The following is a 19,292-nucleotide window of genomic DNA, read 5'->3' as shown; positions in this document are numbered from 1 at the left end:
GTAGGCCCCTTTGTTACAAGGGGCACAATTGATAATGTTTGAAATTTAGATGGTTATATTTTCAAAAACTTACGAACCGACATTAAACTTCCCCAAATACCAATCAAAGCTCCAAACAGGACAATCAATAGGGAGACCTGAATGATAAATGGATTGTATGGAAGTAGGCTCATGTAATCAATGGTTAAACCTAATGCAAAATTATCGTAAAGGAACTTATACCCTACAGCAATAATCGCTATTGGAATAATAGATCCCATGATGCCGAGCCATAATCCTTCAAGGAAAAACGGCCAACGGATAAATCCATTTGTGGCACCTACTAATCTCATAATTTCAATTTCACGTCTTCTTGCGAAGATGGTAATTTTAATCGTATTGGATATCAAGAACATCGCCGTAAATAACAAGGCTGCGATTAAAACAATCCCTACATTCCGTGATGTATCGACTATTTTAAACATTTTTTCAACGAAGCCTTGTCCGTATTTGACAGTTTCAACATAATCCATTTTTCCTGCTTCTTCCGCAACCTTTGCGACATCGTCAGGGCGATATGTTTTGATGATATATACATCGTTCAGAGGATTGTCCTGCTCAAAGAGTTCAAAGGCACTTCCCTGATCACCCATATTTTCAATCAGGTTGTTTAATTCATCTTCTTTCGGGGAAAAAGTAATAGAATCTACTTCCCCTAATTTTTCTAGATTACTCTCAAGTTGAATCCTTTGTTCTTCAGTAGCAGTGCGATCCACATGGACACGTACTTCAACATCACTCTCAATGCTGCTGGCAAAGTTATTTAAGTTCATCATAATAACAACAAATACACCTACTAAAGATAGTGTAACTGTTACGGCGCTGACAGAAGCAAATGTCATCCAGCCGTTTCTGCCAATATTTTTGAAGCTTTCTTTTATATGTCGGAGGAAGGTTCTAAAGTTCATAGCCATATTCCCCCTTCTGTTCATCACGCACGATGTATCCATTCTCTATCGCAATAACTCTATGTTGTAGTGTATTAACAATCTCTTTATTATGCGTTGCCATCACAACTGTTGTACCGAGACTATTGATTTCTTCGAAAATCTTCATGATTTCCCATGATGTTTCTGGATCCAGGTTACCAGTCGGCTCATCTGCAATTACCAGCTTAGGCGAGCGAACGATGGATCGGGCAATCGCTACCCTTTGTTGTTCTCCCCCGGACAATTCAGTTGGAATCATACGAACCTTATGCTTTAAACCAACTAAATCAAGCACGTCCATAACCTTTTGCTTAATGACCTGTGGTCTTTCCTCTGTTACTTCCAGAGCAAAGGCTACATTTTCATAGACTGTAAGATTATTCAACAGTTTATAATCCTGGAAAATTACCCCGATATCTCTTCTTAAAAGAGGCACCTTCGAGTTTTTGATATTGGCAATATTCCTGCCATTGATCATGATCGTACCACTTGTCGGTTTTTCTTCGCGGTACATCATCTTAATAAATGTAGACTTCCCTGCGCCACTTGGCCCAACAACGTAAACAAATTCTCCTGATTTGATTTTTACATTTAGGCCCTTGACTGCTGAAACGCCATTAGGATATGTCTTTTGAACATTAATCATTTCTATCATGTCGTTTTCACCTTTTTCTACCTTCATGTTGTGTATAGTACCTCTATGCTTTATCGACAGGTGTCGTTATTTCTTGTTTTATGATGGAAAAATCCATCTTTTGTCACGATTTTATTATAACATCATAAAATGTCAGAAAAACCACGTTTATATTACATTTATATTTCAACTCTATTACCTTTTTTGTCAGATACCGTAAATATAGTATTAACTATGCCTGTGGTTCATTGTACTCAAGTTGCAATCTTAAAGAAGAGGTCATTTAACCTATTCAATTAATTAAAGGACAAACAGAAACCGGTAAGATAATCTCCTCCGGTTTGGTAAATTCTATTAAAATACTTCACTGCTTATTGCTAAGCCATTCAGCCACTTTTTTAGCATCATCCTCTGCAATCAAATCGCCTGGCATGGCAGGTGCCCCATCATTAATGATTGCTTCAATTTCTTGCACGGATAATTTTTCACCTACAGAAACCAACCCAGGACCAATTCGGCCTTCAAGTGTGTCTCCATGGCAATTTGAACATTTTTGTTCATAAATCTTTGCCGCTTCACTTCCATCATTAGCAATCGAAATGGGAGTGGATGAGGCTGTTTCATTATTCTCAGTACCCGAATGAGTTGTACAACCAACAAGGGCAATGATAACAACTGCTATGCCAAAATGCAAATAGTTCTTCAAGGAAGTTCCCTCCCAATATTAGGAAAACGTTTGTATACCCTTATTTTAGCTGTATCTAGGCTTTTTTAAAACCCTCTCCAAGTACCTCGGCAGCATCCATCACGACGACAAATGCCTGGTCATCAATACGTTGAACCACTTGTTTAAGTTTTGTGAAATCAGTTTGATCGATTACACACATTAATACCGGACGTTCACTCTCTGTATATCCGCCATGGGCAGATATTCTTGTAACCCCGCGATCCACTTCTTCTAAAATAGCTCGTCTTACTTCTGTTTCATGATTGGTAATAATCATAACCGTTTTAGAGCGATTAATGCCGACTTGGACTAAATCAATAGTTTTGCTCGTTACATATAGCCCAATCAATGCATATAGACCTTGCTCGATATCAAATACAAGACAAGCAGCCAGTACGATTAAACCATCAATGGCGGCAACACAGGTTCCTAAAGAAAGCCCGGTATATTTATTAACAATTTGCGCCGCTAAATCGGTACCGCCGGTTGAAGCTTTTCCAAGGAATACTATCCCAAGTCCCAATCCAACACCAATCCCACCAAATAAAGCTCCCAATAAAGGATCCTGAGTCCATGGAGACCAGTTACTCGTCAGGAAAACAACGAATGGGAAAAAGATCGTTCCTACAGCTGTTTTAATTCCAAAATGCGTACCAAGCAGAATAACCCCAGCTATAAATAGCGGAATATTAAAGGCCCATTGTACAAAGGCCGGCTCCCATCCGAATACATTATACGTAATCGTACTGATTCCGCTGACCCCACCGGATGCAACTTTTGTCGGCAATAAAAACATATTAAAGGAGATGGCCACAATGGCAGAGCCGATCAGAACATATAAATAATCCTTAATTAGATTGAAGTAAGGATGCGATTCCTTCTGTGCGTTTCTTTTTTTCTTCACAATTGCAAAAGCCTCCGTCTAAACTTTACTAAAGTATATTCATTCTATACGAAATTCCGACATGAAACAATGAAAGGGAGCAAAAGATGAAAAAGTCAGACAATAGTTGTGCCAAATTGAAAAGAAAAAGGCACCCTGTAAAGGGCACCTATTGTAGATTAAATCGAAATATCTTTCTTATTGAAAACAATAAAGGTTATCGCGATAAACAGTACATAGTAAGCAGCCAACACACCGAGTGAGAGACCTACCGTCGCTCCCTCAAACATAGGCGCACTTTCCATAATATATCTTCTCAAATCTATGTGAGGGAACAAAACAAATTTTAACCATTCATATCGTTCAACAAGGGAGGTGATTAACATATTTAAGGTTGAAGAAGCAAACAAGATGAAAACAGAAATACCGACTGCGATTGCCTGGCTTTTAAACAAAGTGCTCAACATAAAAGCCATCGTAATAATGATGAGGAAGCCTGGAACCCAATATAGCATAAGCTCAAAAAAGTATGGGCCTGCTTCTAATGTTATCACTTCGTCAAAACTTGTAGGGTCGATCATCTTATCTGTGAATGATGCTGAACCAAAGAAAATTAACCCGACAAGGTATCCTGCAACACTTAATACAACCACCATTGTAGCTGCATATAATAAAGTTGTTATATATTTCGAGAGAAGAACTTTCCAGCGCCGATGCGGACGAATTAATAATTGCTTAATTGTTCCATCAGAGAACTCCGCGGACACTGAGGCGCTGCAGATAATAACAGCAAATAAGGTCACAAAAGATGCGATTGACGTAACCCAATTGACCATAAAGGTCCAACTTGTTTCTTGGTTAGGATTGATACCAGTATCCAATAATTTCTGACTTCGGGCAATATCTTCTTGAATCCACTCTTTTTCTTCCTCAGACGTCTTCGGATCATCCAAAACAGCTTGCTGGGACTGTATGTTATTCTCTTCCTTCACTTTCCAATCATCTGCATTATTCATGGTCTTTACTAGAATAGCACTCCCTACTAGAGCAACTAGCAAAAAGCCGATAAATATATACGAAGACATTTTAGAGAAAATTTTCATCCATTCATTTTTAATCAATGAAATCATACTCGCACCTCCTCTTGCTCTGTAATCTCGAAGAATCGATCTTCAAGCGTTTTCTTCACAACATTAATTTCATAAACATCTACTTCTGCTTCATTTAACTGTCGATTTACTTTGGCAATATCTTCGCGTGTTGCCTGGAGGGTAATCATCTTTTTATCCTGCTTTACAATATTCAGACTTGAAAATTGCTCTTTAATTACATTGACTGCTGCCAATACATTATTGATGGAGAAAACCACTTCTCTTAAATCTTCCTCTTTTTCCTCTATAATATTGTTTTCTATATGTATGAGCTTTCCTTTCTCAATAACGGCAAAACGATCACACATTAATTGCATCTCGGATAATAAATGAGAGGAAATTAGCACACCTATTCCTTCATTGGCTAATTGATGTAAATAATCACGGAATTCTCGTATTCCTTGTGGGTCCAATCCGTTTGTTGGTTCATCGAGGATTAATAACTGAGGACGATGCAGCACAGCCTGCGCAACCCCAAGACGCTGTCTCATTCCCAACGAATAGGTCTTTACCTTCTTGTCCATCGCATGGTCAAGCTTTACCAAGCGAGCAACTTCATCAATCCGCTCTTTTTTAATCTTTTCTTTGGCCATTCGGGCATAATGGATCATATTCTTTCGGCCGGTCATATATTTGTAAAACTCCGGATTCTCTACAATTGCCCCTAAATCATGCATTGCCCCTTCAAAATCCCTATCCAGATCATGCCCATTAATAAGAACCTGGCCGTTCGTACGATTAATTAGACTGGCAATCATTCTGATAATCGTTGTCTTACCAGCACCATTCGGACCAAGCAGTCCAAAAATTTCACCCTTTTTAACGCTGAAACTAACATCATTGACAATAACAGTGCTGCCAATCTTTTTCGTTAATGACTTCACTTCAAGAGCCGTTTCATTCATACCATCCCGTCCTTTCAAAAATTACACCTATTAATAATACCGTATAAAACGGATAAAAGTTACAGAAAATACAAAATAATTAAAAATTAACCAAAAAAGACCAGCTATATCTTAGCTGATCCTTTAAAAGTTCTATATGAATTAGGATAATTTTGAACGTAAATAAGCATCGATGAACATATCTAAATCTCCATCCATGACAGCCTGAATATTCCCGGTTTCTGCATTTGTACGGTGGTCCTTAACCATGGAATATGGATGGAATACATAGGAACGGATTTGACTTCCCCAGCCAATTTCCTTTTGTTCTCCACGAATTTCTGCCAATTCAGCTTCTTGTTGCTCGATTTCCAGTTGATAAAGCTTGGATTTCAGCATTTTCATAGCTGTTTCACGGTTCTTGATTTGGGAGCGCTCAGTTTGGCAGCTGACCACTGTATTCGTTGGTAAATGAGTGATCCGAACGGCAGAATCTGTTGTATTGATATGCTGACCACCGGCACCGCTCGCACGATACGTATCAATTTTCAAATCCTCTGTACGAATTTCGATATTAATCTCATCATTGAATTCAGGCATTACCTCACAGGAAACGAAAGAGGTATGACGACGTCCTGAGGAGTCAAACGGCGAGATACGTACTAGGCGGTGTACGCCTTTTTCTGCCTTCAAATAGCCATACGCATTGTGGCCTCGAATGCCTAGCGTTACGCTTTTAACTCCAGCTTCATCACCAGGAAGATAATCAAGTGTTTCTACCTTGAAGCCTTTCTTTTCAGCCCATCTTGTATACATACGCAGCAGTAAGGATGCCCAATCCTGAGATTCCGTTCCGCCTGCACCTGGATGAAGCTCTAAAATGGCATTATTCTTGTCATATTCTTCACTCAATAACAGCTGAAGCTCAAACGCATTCAATCTCTCGGATAGTTCCATAAGCTCGCTCTCCAGTTCTTCCTGGAGATCTACATCTGGCTCTTCCTTAATTAATTCAAAGGTCAAATCCAAATTCTCGTATGACTCATTTAATGCATTAAATTCGCCCACTTGATCCTTCAAGCCATTTGCCTCGTTAATAATTCCCTGCGCTTTCGCTTGGTCATTCCAAAATGATGGTTCGGACATGATCTCGTCCAATTCCATAATACGGGCTTCTTTTTCTTCTAAGTCAAAGAGACCCCCTAAAGTCCGCCAAACGTGTGGCTGTTTTTTCTAACTCGTTACGAATTTCTGCTATTTCCATTTACGTTCACCTCATCTATTTTTACAAAGCTTGTTACTCACAATTGAAATCTCCTTTTCAGGAAAAAGAGAGCCGGCCTATCCTTTAGCCGTCCCTCTTTATTTAACATATCTTATTATACGCGTCAACGTCGTTTAAAGATACTGACATGTCTTATTTATCTTCCATGGCAATTCTTATATTTCTTACCGCTTCCGCATGGACACGGAGCATTTCGCCCAACGGATTCTTCATTGCGTTTCGGTTTTTTCTTAACTGTCTCTCCTTCATCACCCTTCGGATTAACAGCTTGCCCTTTCACAACCTCTTCACGCTCGAGATTATTGCGGATCTCAGCTTTCATGATGTATTTAGCCACATCATCCTCAATCGCAGAAATCATGGCTTCGAACATCGCAAAACCTTCTTGCTGATATTCATTGAGCGGATTGATTTGAGCATAGGCACGTAAATGAATACCTTGTCTCAATTGTTCCATTGTATCAATGTGATCCATCCACTTGCTATCAACCGCACGCAATACAATTACCTTTTCAAACTCACGCATTTGCTCAGAAGAAAGCTCTTCTTCCTTCTCATTGTATTTTTCAATGATTTTGCCATAAATTAATTCAATTAATTCTTCCCCATCAAGCTCTTTTAATTCCTCAGCATTAAAAGTACCTTCAGGCAGAAGGTTGGCATAGACATAATCAAGCAATCCTTCAATATTCCACTCTTCGCTTTCCACATCAGGCGCAAAGGCATAGACATTGCGCTGCAGAGAGGAACGAATCATAGTCTCTACGATTTCACGCAGATTCTCACTTGATAGTACATCAAAACGCTGCTTATAAATAATCTCACGTTGTTGACGAAGTACATCATCATATTCAAGCAATTGTTTACGGGCATCATAGTTATTACCTTCAACTCGTTTTTGCGCAGATTCAACGGCTTTAGATACCATTTTACTTTGAATCGGTTGGTCATCCTCCATACCGAGACGGGACATCATGCTCTTAATATTGTCAGATCCAAAACGGCGCATCAATTCATCCTCTAATGAAAGATAGAATTGTGTAACACCAGGATCTCCCTGACGACCGGAACGTCCACGCAGCTGATTATCAATACGGCGGCTTTCATGACGCTCCGTACCGATAACCGCAAGACCGCCCACTTCCTTCACACCTTCACCAAGCTTGATATCTGTACCACGGCCCGCCATATTCGTAGCAATTGTTACGGCACCTGGCTGACCGGCATCAAGGATGATATTTCCTTCGCGTTCATGCTGCTTCGCATTCAGGACACTATGCGGAATTCCTTTTTTCTTCAATAATTCAGATACATATTCACTCGTTTCAATCGCCACTGTACCAACCAATACTGGCTGACCCTTCGCATGGCGTTCAGCGATATCCTCAACGACCGCTTTGAATTTCCCTTCCATAGAGGCAAAAATCAAGTCTGCACGGTCATCACGCACGATGTCGCGGTTCGTTGGAATCGCTATAACATTCATATTATAAATATTACGGAATTCCTCTTCCTCAGTCTTCGCTGTACCAGTCATACCAGCAAGCTTTTCATACATACGGAAGTAGTTTTGGAACGTAATCGTCGCAAGTGTCATGCTTTCATTCTGGATATCGAGGTTTTCTTTCGCTTCGATAGCCTGATGCAAGCCATCACTATAACGGCGACCTTTCATTAGACGTCCGGTAAATTGGTCAACGATGACAATCTCGCCATCCTGAACCACATAATCCACATCCAAATGCATGGAAACGTGCGCTTTTAACGCCTGGTTAATATGATGGTTCAAGGCAACATGGCTAATATCGAATAAGTTATCAATGCCGAATGCTTTTTCAGCACGGCTCATTCCTTCTTCAGTCAGCTGAACACCTTTTGTCTTTTCGTCGTATGTGTAATCTCTTTCTTTTGATAAAGTACGGACAAAGGCATTCGCCTGTATATAAAGCTGAGTTGATTTTTGAGCGGAACCAGAGATAATCAATGGCGTACGTGCTTCATCAATCAGGATGGAGTCAACCTCATCTATTACAGCATAATGAAGCGGACGCTGTACCATCTGTTCCTTATACAGCACCATATTGTCACGTAAATAATCAAACCCAAACTCGTTATTTGTACCATAGGTAATATCGGCATTATACGCTTCCTGTTTCTCTTCACGGCTCATTCCAGTAAGATTCAAGCCGACTGAAAGCCCAAGGAAGTTAAATAATTGCCCCATTTCAGTGGCGTCACGGCTTGCTAAGTATTCATTGACTGTAATGACATGAACACCTTTACCAGTAATCGCATTTAAGTAAACAGGCATAGTGGAGGTCAATGTTTTACCTTCCCCTGTTTTCATCTCAGAAATATTACCTTCATGAAGGGCGATACCCCCCATTAATTGAACCTGGAAAGGATACATGCCAAGGACACGGCGTGATGCTTCTCTGACTACTGCAAATGCCTCAGGCAGTATATCATCGAGTTTCTCTCCACCCGCGTAACGTTCTTGAAATTCCGTTGTTTTAGCAGACAGTTCTTCATCAGACAAAGCTTCCATGGCAGATGCCAAAGCTTCTATTTTATTTGCAGCCTTATTCAGGCGTTTAAGCTCAGATTTATTAGGGTCAAACAATTTATTCAAAATCCCCATTAAGCAGTCTCTCCTCTTATCTGTACAGGGTTCATTAGCCCTAGAATGATATAGATTAATAATCGTTCATATTTTTAAATTTCACATTAATAGTAACACTTACAAATGGACAAAACAACAGAAGGAGTGTGTACACACATGATATTTTTGGGTTATTTTACCTCAAAATATACTTAAGTTCATAACTGAGCTTTGAAATTTTGATAGAGAAATTGCATGAAGGGCTTAAATATTGAAGAGAGGTTTCCTCATAAATGGTTAGGCTGATTTCCATTTTCTGATCACGATCATTCAATGAAAAAGCAGCCCCCTTACAGGAGCTGCCCATTATCAAGTATAAAATTAGCTTTGTGCTTCAATTAAGCCGTATTTGCCATCTTTACGTTTGTAAACGATGTGAGTGCCATCAGTTTCTGCATCAGTATAGATGAAGAAATTGTGTCCTAGCATGTCCATTTGAAGAATTGCTTCTTCGCTGTCCATTGGTTTAAGATCAAAGCGTTTCACACGCACAACTTCTAATTTATCATCCTCTTCTTGCTCAACACCGACTTCTCCAGCTGGAAAAGTGAATAACTCTTTACCGCTTTCACGAGAACGACGGTTAACTTTTGTTTTATATTTACGAATTTGTCTTTCCAATTTATCGTTAATTAAATCGATACCTGCATACATATCTGTATTTGTTTCCTCTGCACGTAGCACTAGGTTAGGTAGCGGAATAGTGATTTCAACTTTTGTTGTTTTATCATTGTACACCTTCAGATTGACATGTACGTTTGCATCAGGTGTTTCTGTAAAGTATCTTTCCAATTTTCCAATTTTTTTCTCTACATATTCTCTGATTGCTGGAGTTACCTCAATGTTTTCACCACGAATGTTATAATTCATAAGTGAGTCCTCCTTTTCTACTCTATAACTATAATATTCTCTAATCCCTTTTAAAAATCCTGCCTATATCGACAATTTGTTTAAGTTTAAATATTCAGGATTTTCAAGGAATTCATATATAGTATACCCTATTCAACAACAAAAAAGCACTACTTCTCATGATAATTCATTTGAGGTAATCATTTCCTCTTATCGTAATAAACTCCATCTGTCAAAATCGCCTCATAGGGGTTGGCATATTTTTGATTATGCTGCTTTTGCTCCCGTACCATTTTAAGGTTCTGAGCCACTTCCATTCTCCGTTTGGCCATTGCTTTCGCCAGTTCTTCATTCAACTTCACACATAACTCGCCAAGCTTTTTTTCCTCGTCAGTAAAAGGAGGCTGTATGTCTTTTTGTAGACTTTCCCGAATACGAATGATTTCATCCAGCCTAGAAATAGCGATCTCGCGTTTTTTTTCCCAGCTCAAATCACTTAATACCTCTATCGCTTCCCTTGTTACCTGAAAATATTCCCGCAGTGCACTCATCATAAACCGAGCTCCTCTGTCTCTCATTTAAAAAAGCCCTGACTTCTGTAAAAGCCAAGGCCAAACCCCCATTACGTATAAATATTAATGAGCATTCCTTGGATTTCGCCAATCATGCCTAATAAATGTATACGTTTATCTTCCTTATCAAGGACAGCATTTGTGAGGTCAACCAGCTTTTTATCCACTTCTTTTACAAGCTTATACACCTTTACTGATCCACGATGATTAAAACCGCGATGCTCCTCTAATTGCAGCCCATTTTTTACGGCATCATCTAAAAATTCTTTCACAAGCTTCTTATATTTTCGCAAATGATCAACCGACTGAGTTTCACCGAGCCTCTTGCCCTGCTCCTCAATCTCCTGCATTTTCCGTGTCAATCGCTCAAGAGTCAGATCATTGCGCCTAGTTCCCATAACCTCTTTAAAGGCAATGGAATCCTTCGCTACCTCTTCCTTAGAACTAACCTTTTGCAAACCAGTCCTGCCTACTCTTTGTACCTCCATGAGATCACCTCAACTTTGTTACTTCAATAATTGTAGCACACCCTGTGGAAGTTGGTTGGCTTGTGCTAACATGGCCTGTGCTGCCTGATTTAAAATAGTATTCTTTGTGAACTCGGTCATCTCAAGAGCCATATCTACATCACGAATCCGTGATTCTGCAGAGGTTACGTTTTCACTCATTGTTTGTAAATTCGTAATCGTATGCTCCAGACGATTCTGCATCGCACCTAAGTTGGAGCGCTCTGCAGAAACGGCCGCGATCGCTGCATCAATTTTTGAAAGAGCAGCATTGGCAGCCACCGCTGTTTTCACATTCAATGGTGCAGCTGCGGTTCCTAATCCGAGTTCTTCAGCATTCATTTTATTTATCGTTAACTCAATCGTTTGGCCTGCATTAGCGCCTATTTGAAAACTAAATTCAGATTGGCTTCCATCTAATAGCTTCGCACTATTAAACTCAGTCGTTTCACTAACACGATCAATTTCTGCTGTAAGCTGATTATACTCTTCCTGGATGGCTTCACGATCTTCATTCGTATACGTCCCATTCGCGCTTTGAACCGTTAACTCTCTCATACGCTGCAGCATTTCATGGACAGATGACAAGGAGCCTTCTGCTGTTTGAATGAGAGAAACTCCATCAAGGGCATTTCGTTCCGCCATATTTAGACCGCGAATTTGTGAACGCATTTTCTCTGAAATAGCTAGTCCCGCTGCATCATCCGAAGCTTTATTAATACGAAGCCCAGATGATAGCTTTTCTAAGCTTTTATTTGTATTGGTTGTATTAGTTGATAGATTACGATAGGCATTCAAGGCAGATATATTATGATTAATTTTCATGGAAATGCTCCCTCATTCTATTAGAATTTTTTCCTCATCACGTTATTTTCATAGGCCGATACCATCTTAATTAACGAATCAGCCTTTGCATTATTTTTCAGTTGCATGGCATCATTCCAGGCAGTGGATAGGGTCTCAACGATTTTGATCAGAAATGAAATGCTATCCGTATTCTTAGTTAGATTTACCCGGATTAGCTCATCAGCCAGGAAATTATAGAGGGTGTCCAAATTCTCCGTAATTGGGCCTGCTTCATACCGAAGTCCCACACCAAGTCGATGAACGATATCACTGGCCCTTTGCAGGCTTTTATTAGCCTGGAATAAATTAGGCTCGTCTATTTGATCAATTGCTTCATATAAATTGGTTAATAATCCTTCATACAGCAATGCCGTTAATTCCTGAGATGATTTTTGCACAATAAGTTCCTCTGTTAAAAATTCCATTCACAAAAACCTCCATGTCCTCTTATTTTATATATCGACGGGCTAGTTATATTGTTTATCGAGCTCTTCTAATAAAAGGAGGATTTCAGCAATCACTGCATAAAGCTGCGGAGGAATTGAATCGCCAAGATCAATGTCTAAAAGATGGCTGACCAATGACTCATCCTCCTGCAGATGAATATCATTTTTCTTAGCCGTTTCAATAATCCTTCTGGCTACTTCCCCAGTTCCCTGAGCGACTAGCTGCGGGGCCTCTCCATTTTGTTCGTCATACCTGATGACAGCTGCGGTCGGTCCATTCATCTTTTTACGGTTTATTTGATTGAAATATTGCTGTCTCATATCGTTATGTCATACCCCTTTTTCGTAAAGGCTGTTTGGGCTGTTGGACTTGCCTCTCGTTCTGAATTCTTCGTTTCCACCGTCATCGGTTTAAATTGAACCGAGCCAATCGAATAACCAATTTCCTTGAACCGATCAAGCGATGAATCCGATATTCGAGTCATGGATTGCTGCAAATCTTCCTTATCACTTTTAAAGGTTAGAAACAAATTTCGATTGGTCACCGTCAGCGAAATTCCAATCTCACCAAGACGCTTGGTCTCCATTACAAAGTAAAGACTGCAATTCTCCCAATCAATTTGATCCTTATCAGATTGAGAGTTTACAAATACTTTTACATTCTCAACTTCCTTATGAAGTAAAAGCGGAAGCTGCATGGCCAGATTCTGCATTCCAGATGAGTCAGGCTTAGTTAGAAGCTGCTGACCGGTTAAATTTTGAACAGCCTGTTCCACCTGCTGTGCCTGCTTTGGATTCAGCTGGTCTGATTGTAAGATTGAAAGCAGAGAGGATTTTACAGTTTGCGGCATTTCCGGCTGTTTTCCATTCAAAACAGACTTCGCCACCTCATGTTCATTCATCATCCCGAGTTTTCGAATCAGCTCCAACACATTCCGTCCAGACTGCTCAGGCTTTGCAGTTTGCGTAAATACATCTTCACCGACATTACTCGTCATGCCTGCCACAAAATGCTTAACTTTAACATCAGACGGTTTAAACAAAAGACCCTCAACCGATGTTTTAACTTCCTTCACGATCTGGTTCGCCTCAAGGGACTTTCCACTCATAAGAAAATTCTTTACTTCCTGCAATCTGCTGCTAGCCTGCAGGAGCTTCTTCTCCGTCGACATATCGGTATAAAGCATAAATTCACCTTTTAAAATAGCTTGATCGAGTTGCTTAATGGTAGATTCCAAGACCTGCTTAACCTGGGGCTGTTTTTGCTCCATCATTTTGATAGACTGATCCAAGTTTCTCGTAATCTCTCTTTTTATATGTTTAAAATCGATCGTAAGCTGAGATAGCTTTTTACTAATTTCAGTAACAATCACATCTTTTGATGAGAGATTCAGACCCTGGATGATCTGTTTGATTGCATTCTGCTCAGATTCGGTTAATGAGTTGGCCGGTTTTACATCCATTAATTTTGGGTTTTCCTCCTGCATGATTGATAATGCCGTCATCAGTTCTTTGCGCGCTGACAATTCTCTACCCTTGGACACAAGCTCTGTTGCCTTTTCAACCACTCCTGTCAGACGTTCAATACCTTCAAATAGTTTCGCAGATTCACCACTCAGAAATTCCGTTGCTTTTGCTAAGACCACCGCCATGGAAGAATCCTTTTGAACACTTTTCATCAAATCCATTACTTCCTTGCCATGAACAGAAACCTCCATATTCACTGGAGTGACTGCTCCCTTGCTTTTATCAATGATGGAAAGAGTTTGAATTAAAGCTTCTTTACCAGCCAGCAGCGATTTTAAGATGGCACTCTTTTCGGCTTGAGAAAGGTCCGGTGAATCCTTTATAAATTTCATCACCTGTTCAGTGATTTTGGCAGAATCCTGCTGGTGTATGATGGCTGATTTTAAATCGCGGATTGTAGTTATCGGCACATGAATAGGTGGTGTAGAAACCCTCGAAATCTCCGGAAGCTCTTTGCCAATTTTACTAACCATCTTCCCAATCGATTCACCATGCAAGGCAGAGTGAATTGCTTTTAGCTCAAGGTTGCGTACCTCTAACTGACGCTCCGCCAAAGCCGTAATGGTAGCTAATTTTTGCTCCACTGTCCCCGCCTCTGTGTTCATAAAGCGCTGAATCGTCTGTAAACTATCTTTAGAAAGCGGATACCCTTTTTCCTGCAAAATTTGCAAAGCCTGACGGAAGTCTTTATTAGATGCATCAACACCGGCCGCTTTCAGAATTTCTTCAACCTTGGTAGGAGCCTGGCCTTCTGCTGCGGGCTGACTTGTTGAAAGAGTTTTAACCGTTAATTGGTCATTGTTAATTGCTGTAATCTCAACTTGAGCCTTGTTCTGTGCCGGCACTCCATTTTCAAACGTCATGCTCATCTCTTTCCCTTTTAAAGAAACAACAGCTGTATTAACGGATACCCCTTCCTTAATGGTTACAGACTGGATCTGTCCAACTGAATATTGATTGCTTTTTCCGTTTAAGCTTTGCCCCGAATGGATTGCTTGAATCTGCATTGCGTTCACTCTCCGTCCAAATTCCTTACTCTTTTTATCGGTAAATTGCATACAAATATTAGTTTGTGATAAAGAAATAGACACAATTTCCTAGTTTGCCTAAGCACTAATATTCGTTAAAAAGAACAAAAATTTCTTAATATACAACAAAACGTTTGCTTTGACAGAAATAATCGGCAATAATGGGTATAAATAACACATAAGGGTTTTTAATCAAAATGGAAGAAGGATGAGAAATGAAAAGGGGTAAAAGTATCCATATACTGAATGGCTTACTAGTTGTATTAATCATATTTAACATCTATTCTTTCATAACTGGAAGATTACAAGGATTGAACTTAGCCATTCTTGGATCTGTGCAAATTCTTATGATTGGTATTATTAATAGTGTGCATCATATTTGGATCACTCATATAGAAGATCAAGATATAGTAGAGTAATATAGAAAGAAAAAGGGCCGAAAGATGAACAATCTACTTCATCTTTCAGCCCTTCTTTATTAGAATCAGGCATGTCCTCCTGAGGTATATTGCTTCCGTCTATTGAGTTGAATGGCCTGCTTCCATGTATCACGGAACTCCAAAACCAATTCCTCGGCCTCGTCCAACATAGCTGAATCATTTTTTGTGTTCGCCTCTATCAACCGATTGTTGATATAATCATACATCGCCATCATATTTTGAGAGATTGCCATATTCATATTTAGTGTAATTCGTAATTCACTAATGATATTTTGCGCCTTTAGAAGATTCTCATGTCTGGCTTGGATTTGTTTCGACTCCATCGCTACTCGTGCGGCTTTAATAAATTTCAGGCAGCCATTATACAGCATAAGCGTTAACTCTCCCGGTGAAGCGGTGGTTACAGTATTCGTTTGATAAGCCTGGTACGGATTTTGTATTGCCATTTATACGTACACTCCTTTTTATTAACTAGTCGCAAACATGGATGATAAATAGCTTGATTGGCTGTTTGCCTGTTGAATTGCTTTTTCCATCGCAGTGAATTGTTTATAATAGCGATTCTCTACCTGGACAAGCCTGTCTTCAAATCGACTAATACGATCATCAATATTGGTTAAATCTCTTCCCATCGTAAACGTAGCATTGGTCGACAATGAGGTTCCCGCTCTTGCCTTCAGCTGGTCAGTAGCTGCAGATATATTTTTCTGCAGCTTTGATAGAATTCCATCCTCCGAAGCAAATAAAGCTTCTACACTTTCAGGATCATCCTCTAAAGCCTGTTTTAATTTGGTTTCATTGATTTCGAGTTTACCGCCTGCCATGTAATCAGAGGTTGTCGTGATTCCGATGCTGCTTAAGGATGAATACATACCTGTTGATGTATTAACCGAGCTATAAAAGCTCCCCCGCATGGAATCTAAAGCTCCATTTAAAATAGAATCATTGCGCAGCATTCCTGTCTTCGCAATATTTTCCCATTTCTCAACCTCTTTTTCACTCAAGCTATCACGTTCATCATCTGTTAAAGGTAAATAGTTTCGGTTACGTTCCTCGCTGACCTTACTTTGGATTGTTGCAATTAATTCATTGTATTTATCTACAAAGCCCTTTATGTTGTCGTACACTTTAGTAGTATCATTGTTAATTCCAACCGTAACCGCTTCAGTAAATTCACTCTTAAGCGTGAATGTGACACCATTCATAGTGAATGTGTTACTTGCCCGCTGAGTCTCTAAACCATTAATTTTTAATAACGCATTGGAACCTGCTTTGTAATCAGCTGAAGTCAATTGAAGGGCTTGAGCTAATGATGAATTATCTATTTGAATATCCTTCAAATCTGTGGAAAAGGTACCTGTTTCTTTTCTTGTCATAGATATTTTGTCTGTAAATGAATCATAGAACATGTTTAATCCAAGCTTTGATGAATTCACTTTACTGATTACGTTATCCAGAGATTGATCAGAAGTAATGAAGAATGTTTCACTCATCTCTCCACTTGAGGTTGTAGTCTTCATGTTCATGGCAGTATATTTTTTCGTATACTCAGCCTCTATTTCTATATCCTCACTTGCAGCAGTTTTAAGATCAACCTTACCTGTTTTAAAATTTACCGTACCAGATATAGTACCAACACTAAAGTCTCCATTTTCGTCAACCGTAACAGATTTACCCCCAACTTTCAGGGTCATAGACCCTTCATTAATGGCTACTTTAGAAAGTTGAAAGCTTGTGGCATCTTTAGCTATAGAGATTTTTTCTACCTTTTTATTGGTTACATAGTTTACTTCGATGGCTGACCCTGATGCAGGTATATTATTTTCGAATGTAATAATTCCTTTATCAATTGAATAATTTCTAACGTCCTTACCATCGGCATCCTTCGAATATTGCTCCAACACTTTTCCTGCCACTTTTATTTGAACCTGATCATTTTGAATAGCTACAGTGTCAGGTAATTTAAGATCAATGGATGACCCGTTGGCCGTAAACTTTTGTGTTTCGACCACACCTGTTTTCCATTCGATAGCTGAAGAAAAGTTGCCCGACATGGACTCTAGGGGTTTACTGGAATCTATTTTAGGATTTGTACCGGACAATACTTTAGTTGTAAGAGAAGCCGCTTTGGCCAGCTTAACATCGGATAATTGATAACTGGTTGCGCTCGCGCCAGATGTTGCGGTGGCTGTAACCGCTGCATCATTCGTACTGCTTGTCGTTCTGGAACGATAGGAAGAACTCAGCTTCATGTTCAATACATCTTGGCGAAAATTCGTTAACAGTGTATTGATAGAACGGTAATCATCACGTTTCCACTCAAGTGTCTGTTTATTTTGTTTTAATTTATCTAAAGGGATTCTTTCAGCCTGCATTAGCTGTTTAACCATTGTATCTGTATCTATGCCACTAGCTAAACCGGAAATACGCATTCTTTCACATCCTTAAACTTTTCTATCTACAAACAAAGCCATGTTCTCTACCATAGCTGCATACATATCAAGCATCTTCTTTGGAGGAATTTCACGTAGCACATTGCCTGTTACATCATCAACCACGGTTACATAATATTCATTTAGATCCTCGTGAAGCTCGAATTTTAAAGACGCATGCATCGGACCTATAAATTTATTCATAGCTTCCATCGTTTCTGTAAGCTTCTCTTTCATTTGTACATCTGTCATAGGTGACTGTTCTTGTTGAGGAATAACGTTCTGAACCATAGCCTGCTCATTTATAGGAACAGAACTTTTAGTAAAAGACTGTGGAGCCAAATGACCAATATCAGCCGAAATACCATTCACCATCTCGCACCTCCAACTATTCAGTTCACTGTTATTAGGTATATCGGTAGGAATGGACAGACTTTAAGAGGATAAGAGAGAATTGTGAGGGAATATAAAGAAGAGGAACCAGGATAGGTCCCTCTTTAAAGTAGATTAACGTAACAATTGAAGTACGTTTTGTGGTTGTTGGTTAGCTTGAGCAAGCATCGCTTGAGCTGCTTGAGATAGAATAGAGTTTTTAGTCTGTTCCATCATTTCTTTTGCCATATCAACATCACGAATACGAGATTCGGCAGCTGTTAAGTTTTCAGATGAAGTGTTCAAATTGTTTATAGTATGTTCTAAACGATTTTGTGAAGCACCTAGTTTAGAACGTTCTGAGGAAACCATTTCGATAGCATCATTGATAGTAGTAATGGCTGCATCCGCTGTTGTCTGAGTTGTAAGTGCGCCAGCTTTAGTAGGATCAGTGGAAACAGATTTTAGTGAACTTATTTTAGCACCTGTATCACCACTTGTTCCAATTCTCTCTGCATCCATGGAATTGATAGAAATCTCAATACTTTGTCCTTTGTTAGCACCAATGTGGAATGTGAATTCTTGTGCAGTTCCTGTAAATTCTCCTGCTTCATTTTTTTTCCCCAAAAGATTCTGAGTATTAAATTCTGTATTACCAGCAATACGGTCAATCTCTTCCACTAACTGGTCCAGTTCTTTTTGAAGCTCACCACGGTCTATTTCAGTATTCGTATCATTAGCTGATTGAACAGCAAGCTCACGCATACGTTGTAGAATATCATGAGTTTCATTCAATGCACCTTCTGCAGTTGAAATCAAAGAGATTCCATCTTGTGCATTTTTTGATGCCATATCTAAACCACGTACTTGCGCACGCATTTTTTCAGAGATCGCCAAACCTGCTGCGTCATCGCCTGCTTTATTGATACGTTGCCCAGAAGATAATTTCTCCATAGAATTAGATTGTGCATTTGTAGCCGCACCCAATTGACGGTGTGTGTTTAACGCTGTGATATTGTGATTGATAATCATTTAATTTTCCTCCTTGGAATGTGTAGGTGGACTTCCTTTTCCACCTGT

General features: G+C 39.5%; 20 protein-coding genes. 1 reads left to right on the top strand and 19 read right to left on the bottom strand.

What is annotated here, in order from left to right; translation table 11 throughout:
• Window positions 1–53 precede the first annotated feature (53 nt).
• The 15 genes from ftsX to AC4G3N_RS11055 form a co-directional block, all read right to left on the bottom strand.
• A complete protein-coding gene (ftsX, locus tag AC4G3N_RS11125; RefSeq protein WP_066106086.1) occupies window positions 54–947 on the bottom strand; it encodes a permease-like cell division protein FtsX in 894 nt (297 codons plus the stop codon).
• Window positions 937–1,623 carry a cell division ATP-binding protein FtsE gene (gene ftsE / locus AC4G3N_RS11120; RefSeq protein WP_066106856.1) on the bottom strand — a complete coding sequence of 229 codons (687 nt, stop codon included), beginning with the start codon at window positions 1,621–1,623 and terminating at the stop codon, window positions 937–939. The genes ftsX and ftsE overlap by 11 nt, the downstream gene beginning before the upstream one ends.
• 343 nt (window positions 1,624–1,966) lie before the next feature.
• Window positions 1,967–2,308, bottom strand: a complete 342-nt coding sequence (locus AC4G3N_RS11115) for a c-type cytochrome (RefSeq protein ID WP_491090225.1) — start codon at window positions 2,306–2,308, stop codon at window positions 1,967–1,969.
• A 55-nt stretch (window positions 2,309–2,363) separates the two neighbouring features.
• A complete protein-coding gene (locus tag AC4G3N_RS11110) occupies window positions 2,364–3,233 on the bottom strand; it encodes a YitT family protein (RefSeq protein WP_395940468.1) in 870 nt (289 codons plus the stop codon).
• 158 nt (window positions 3,234–3,391) lie between these two features.
• Window positions 3,392–4,342 carry an ABC transporter permease gene (locus AC4G3N_RS11105; protein ID WP_140461794.1) on the bottom strand — a complete coding sequence of 317 codons (951 nt, stop codon included), beginning with the start codon at window positions 4,340–4,342 and terminating at the stop codon, window positions 3,392–3,394.
• Window positions 4,339–5,268 carry an ABC transporter ATP-binding protein gene (locus tag AC4G3N_RS11100; protein ID WP_140461795.1) on the bottom strand — a complete coding sequence of 310 codons (930 nt, stop codon included), beginning with the start codon at window positions 5,266–5,268 and terminating at the stop codon, window positions 4,339–4,341. The genes AC4G3N_RS11105 and AC4G3N_RS11100 overlap by 4 nt, the downstream gene beginning before the upstream one ends.
• Window positions 5,269–5,409: 141 nt before the next feature.
• Window positions 5,410–6,511 (bottom strand): peptide chain release factor 2 gene (prfB, locus tag AC4G3N_RS11095; RefSeq protein WP_139063848.1). Its coding sequence is split into 2 segments (ribosomal slippage): window positions 5,410–6,438 and window positions 6,440–6,511, totalling 1,101 coding nucleotides; the frame shifts between segments, so codons are not numbered across the junction.
• A 157-nt stretch (window positions 6,512–6,668) separates the two neighbouring features.
• Window positions 6,669–9,173 carry a preprotein translocase subunit SecA gene (secA, locus tag AC4G3N_RS11090; protein ID WP_066106075.1) on the bottom strand — a complete coding sequence of 835 codons (2,505 nt, stop codon included), beginning with the start codon at window positions 9,171–9,173 and terminating at the stop codon, window positions 6,669–6,671.
• Window positions 9,174–9,515: 342 nt separating this feature from the next.
• A complete protein-coding gene (hpf, locus tag AC4G3N_RS11085; RefSeq protein ID WP_066106072.1) occupies window positions 9,516–10,064 on the bottom strand; it encodes a ribosome hibernation-promoting factor, HPF/YfiA family in 549 nt (182 codons plus the stop codon).
• 179 nt (window positions 10,065–10,243) lie between these two features.
• Window positions 10,244–10,597, bottom strand: coding sequence for a flagellar protein FliT (gene fliT / locus AC4G3N_RS11080; protein ID WP_491090224.1), 354 nt, complete (start codon window positions 10,595–10,597; stop codon window positions 10,244–10,246).
• 68 nt (window positions 10,598–10,665) lie between these two features.
• The gene (locus tag AC4G3N_RS11075) at window positions 10,666–11,103 is read right to left on the bottom strand and encodes a YaaR family protein (RefSeq protein WP_491090223.1); all 438 of its coding nucleotides are present in this window, start codon (window positions 11,101–11,103) and stop codon (window positions 10,666–10,668) included.
• An 18-nt stretch (window positions 11,104–11,121) separates the two neighbouring features.
• Window positions 11,122–11,946, bottom strand: coding sequence for a flagellin N-terminal helical domain-containing protein (locus tag AC4G3N_RS11070; RefSeq protein WP_490558611.1), 825 nt, complete (start codon window positions 11,944–11,946; stop codon window positions 11,122–11,124).
• Window positions 11,947–11,966: 20 nt separating this feature from the next.
• Entirely contained in the window at window positions 11,967–12,392 is a 426-nt protein-coding gene (gene fliS, locus AC4G3N_RS11065) for a flagellar export chaperone FliS (protein WP_139892179.1), read from the bottom strand.
• A gap of 42 nt (window positions 12,393–12,434) precedes the next feature.
• Entirely contained in the window at window positions 12,435–12,734 is a 300-nt protein-coding gene (locus AC4G3N_RS11060; protein ID WP_491000103.1) for an EscU/YscU/HrcU family type III secretion system export apparatus switch protein, read from the bottom strand.
• Complete coding sequence (locus AC4G3N_RS11055) at window positions 12,731–14,947, bottom strand: hypothetical protein (protein ID WP_491090222.1); 2,217 nt, start codon at window positions 14,945–14,947, stop codon at window positions 12,731–12,733. The genes AC4G3N_RS11060 and AC4G3N_RS11055 overlap by 4 nt, the downstream gene beginning before the upstream one ends.
• A 236-nt stretch (window positions 14,948–15,183) precedes the next feature.
• Between AC4G3N_RS11055 and AC4G3N_RS11050 the strand changes: the two genes are divergently transcribed.
• A complete protein-coding gene (locus AC4G3N_RS11050) occupies window positions 15,184–15,387 on the top strand; it encodes a hypothetical protein (protein ID WP_148630614.1) in 204 nt (67 codons plus the stop codon).
• A 65-nt stretch (window positions 15,388–15,452) separates the two neighbouring features.
• Here AC4G3N_RS11050 and fliS (AC4G3N_RS11045) read toward each other — a convergent pair whose 3' ends face one another.
• From fliS (AC4G3N_RS11045) to hag, 4 genes are all read right to left on the bottom strand, one after another.
• Entirely contained in the window at window positions 15,453–15,854 is a 402-nt protein-coding gene (gene fliS / locus AC4G3N_RS11045) for a flagellar export chaperone FliS (RefSeq protein WP_491090221.1), read from the bottom strand.
• Between the two features lie 21 nt (window positions 15,855–15,875).
• Entirely contained in the window at window positions 15,876–17,840 is a 1,965-nt protein-coding gene (gene fliD, locus AC4G3N_RS11040) for a flagellar filament capping protein FliD (protein ID WP_491090220.1), read from the bottom strand.
• A gap of 12 nt (window positions 17,841–17,852) precedes the next feature.
• A complete protein-coding gene (gene flaG / locus AC4G3N_RS11035; protein WP_148630610.1) occupies window positions 17,853–18,215 on the bottom strand; it encodes a flagellar protein FlaG in 363 nt (120 codons plus the stop codon).
• A gap of 132 nt (window positions 18,216–18,347) precedes the next feature.
• On the bottom strand, window positions 18,348–19,244 hold the full coding sequence (gene hag, locus AC4G3N_RS11030; RefSeq protein WP_491090219.1) for a flagellin Hag: 897 nt from the start codon (window positions 19,242–19,244) through the stop codon (window positions 18,348–18,350).
• Window positions 19,245–19,292: the final 48 nt, after the last annotated feature.

The sequence above is a fragment of the Bacillus sp. z50 genome (assembly GCF_058313585.1).
This window is presented reverse-complemented; position numbering and strand designations above follow the sequence as displayed.

Coding starts and splice junctions, on each gene's coding strand:
- ftsX (WP_066106086.1), bottom strand. CDS start 947: ATGAACTTTAGAACCTTCCTCCGACATATAAAAGAAAGCTTCAAAAAT.
- ftsE (WP_066106856.1), bottom strand. CDS start 1,623: ATGATAGAAATGATTAATGTTCAAAAGACATATCCTAATGGCGTTTCA.
- AC4G3N_RS11105 (WP_140461794.1), bottom strand. CDS start 4,342: ATGATTTCATTGATTAAAAATGAATGGATGAAAATTTTCTCTAAAATG.
- AC4G3N_RS11100 (WP_140461795.1), bottom strand. CDS start 5,268: ATGAATGAAACGGCTCTTGAAGTGAAGTCATTAACGAAAAAGATTGGC.
- secA (WP_066106075.1), bottom strand. CDS start 9,173: ATGGGGATTTTGAATAAATTGTTTGACCCTAATAAATCTGAGCTTAAA.
- hpf (WP_066106072.1), bottom strand. CDS start 10,064: ATGAATTATAACATTCGTGGTGAAAACATTGAGGTAACTCCAGCAATC.
- fliT (WP_491090224.1), bottom strand. CDS start 10,597: ATGATGAGTGCACTGCGGGAATATTTTCAGGTAACAAGGGAAGCGATA.
- AC4G3N_RS11075 (WP_491090223.1), bottom strand. CDS start 11,103: ATGGAGGTACAAAGAGTAGGCAGGACTGGTTTGCAAAAGGTTAGTTCT.
- AC4G3N_RS11070 (WP_490558611.1), bottom strand. CDS start 11,946: ATGAAAATTAATCATAATATATCTGCCTTGAATGCCTATCGTAATCTA.
- fliS (WP_139892179.1), bottom strand. CDS start 12,392: ATGGAATTTTTAACAGAGGAACTTATTGTGCAAAAATCATCTCAGGAA.
- AC4G3N_RS11060 (WP_491000103.1), bottom strand. CDS start 12,734: ATGAGACAGCAATATTTCAATCAAATAAACCGTAAAAAGATGAATGGA.
- AC4G3N_RS11055 (WP_491090222.1), bottom strand. CDS start 14,947: ATGCAGATTCAAGCAATCCATTCGGGGCAAAGCTTAAACGGAAAAAGC.
- AC4G3N_RS11050 (WP_148630614.1), top strand. CDS start 15,184: ATGAAAAGGGGTAAAAGTATCCATATACTGAATGGCTTACTAGTTGTA.
- fliS (WP_491090221.1), bottom strand. CDS start 15,854: ATGGCAATACAAAATCCGTACCAGGCTTATCAAACGAATACTGTAACC.
- fliD (WP_491090220.1), bottom strand. CDS start 17,840: ATGCGTATTTCCGGTTTAGCTAGTGGCATAGATACAGATACAATGGTT.
- flaG (WP_148630610.1), bottom strand. CDS start 18,215: ATGGTGAATGGTATTTCGGCTGATATTGGTCATTTGGCTCCACAGTCT.
- hag (WP_491090219.1), bottom strand. CDS start 19,244: ATGATTATCAATCACAATATCACAGCGTTAAACACACACCGTCAATTG.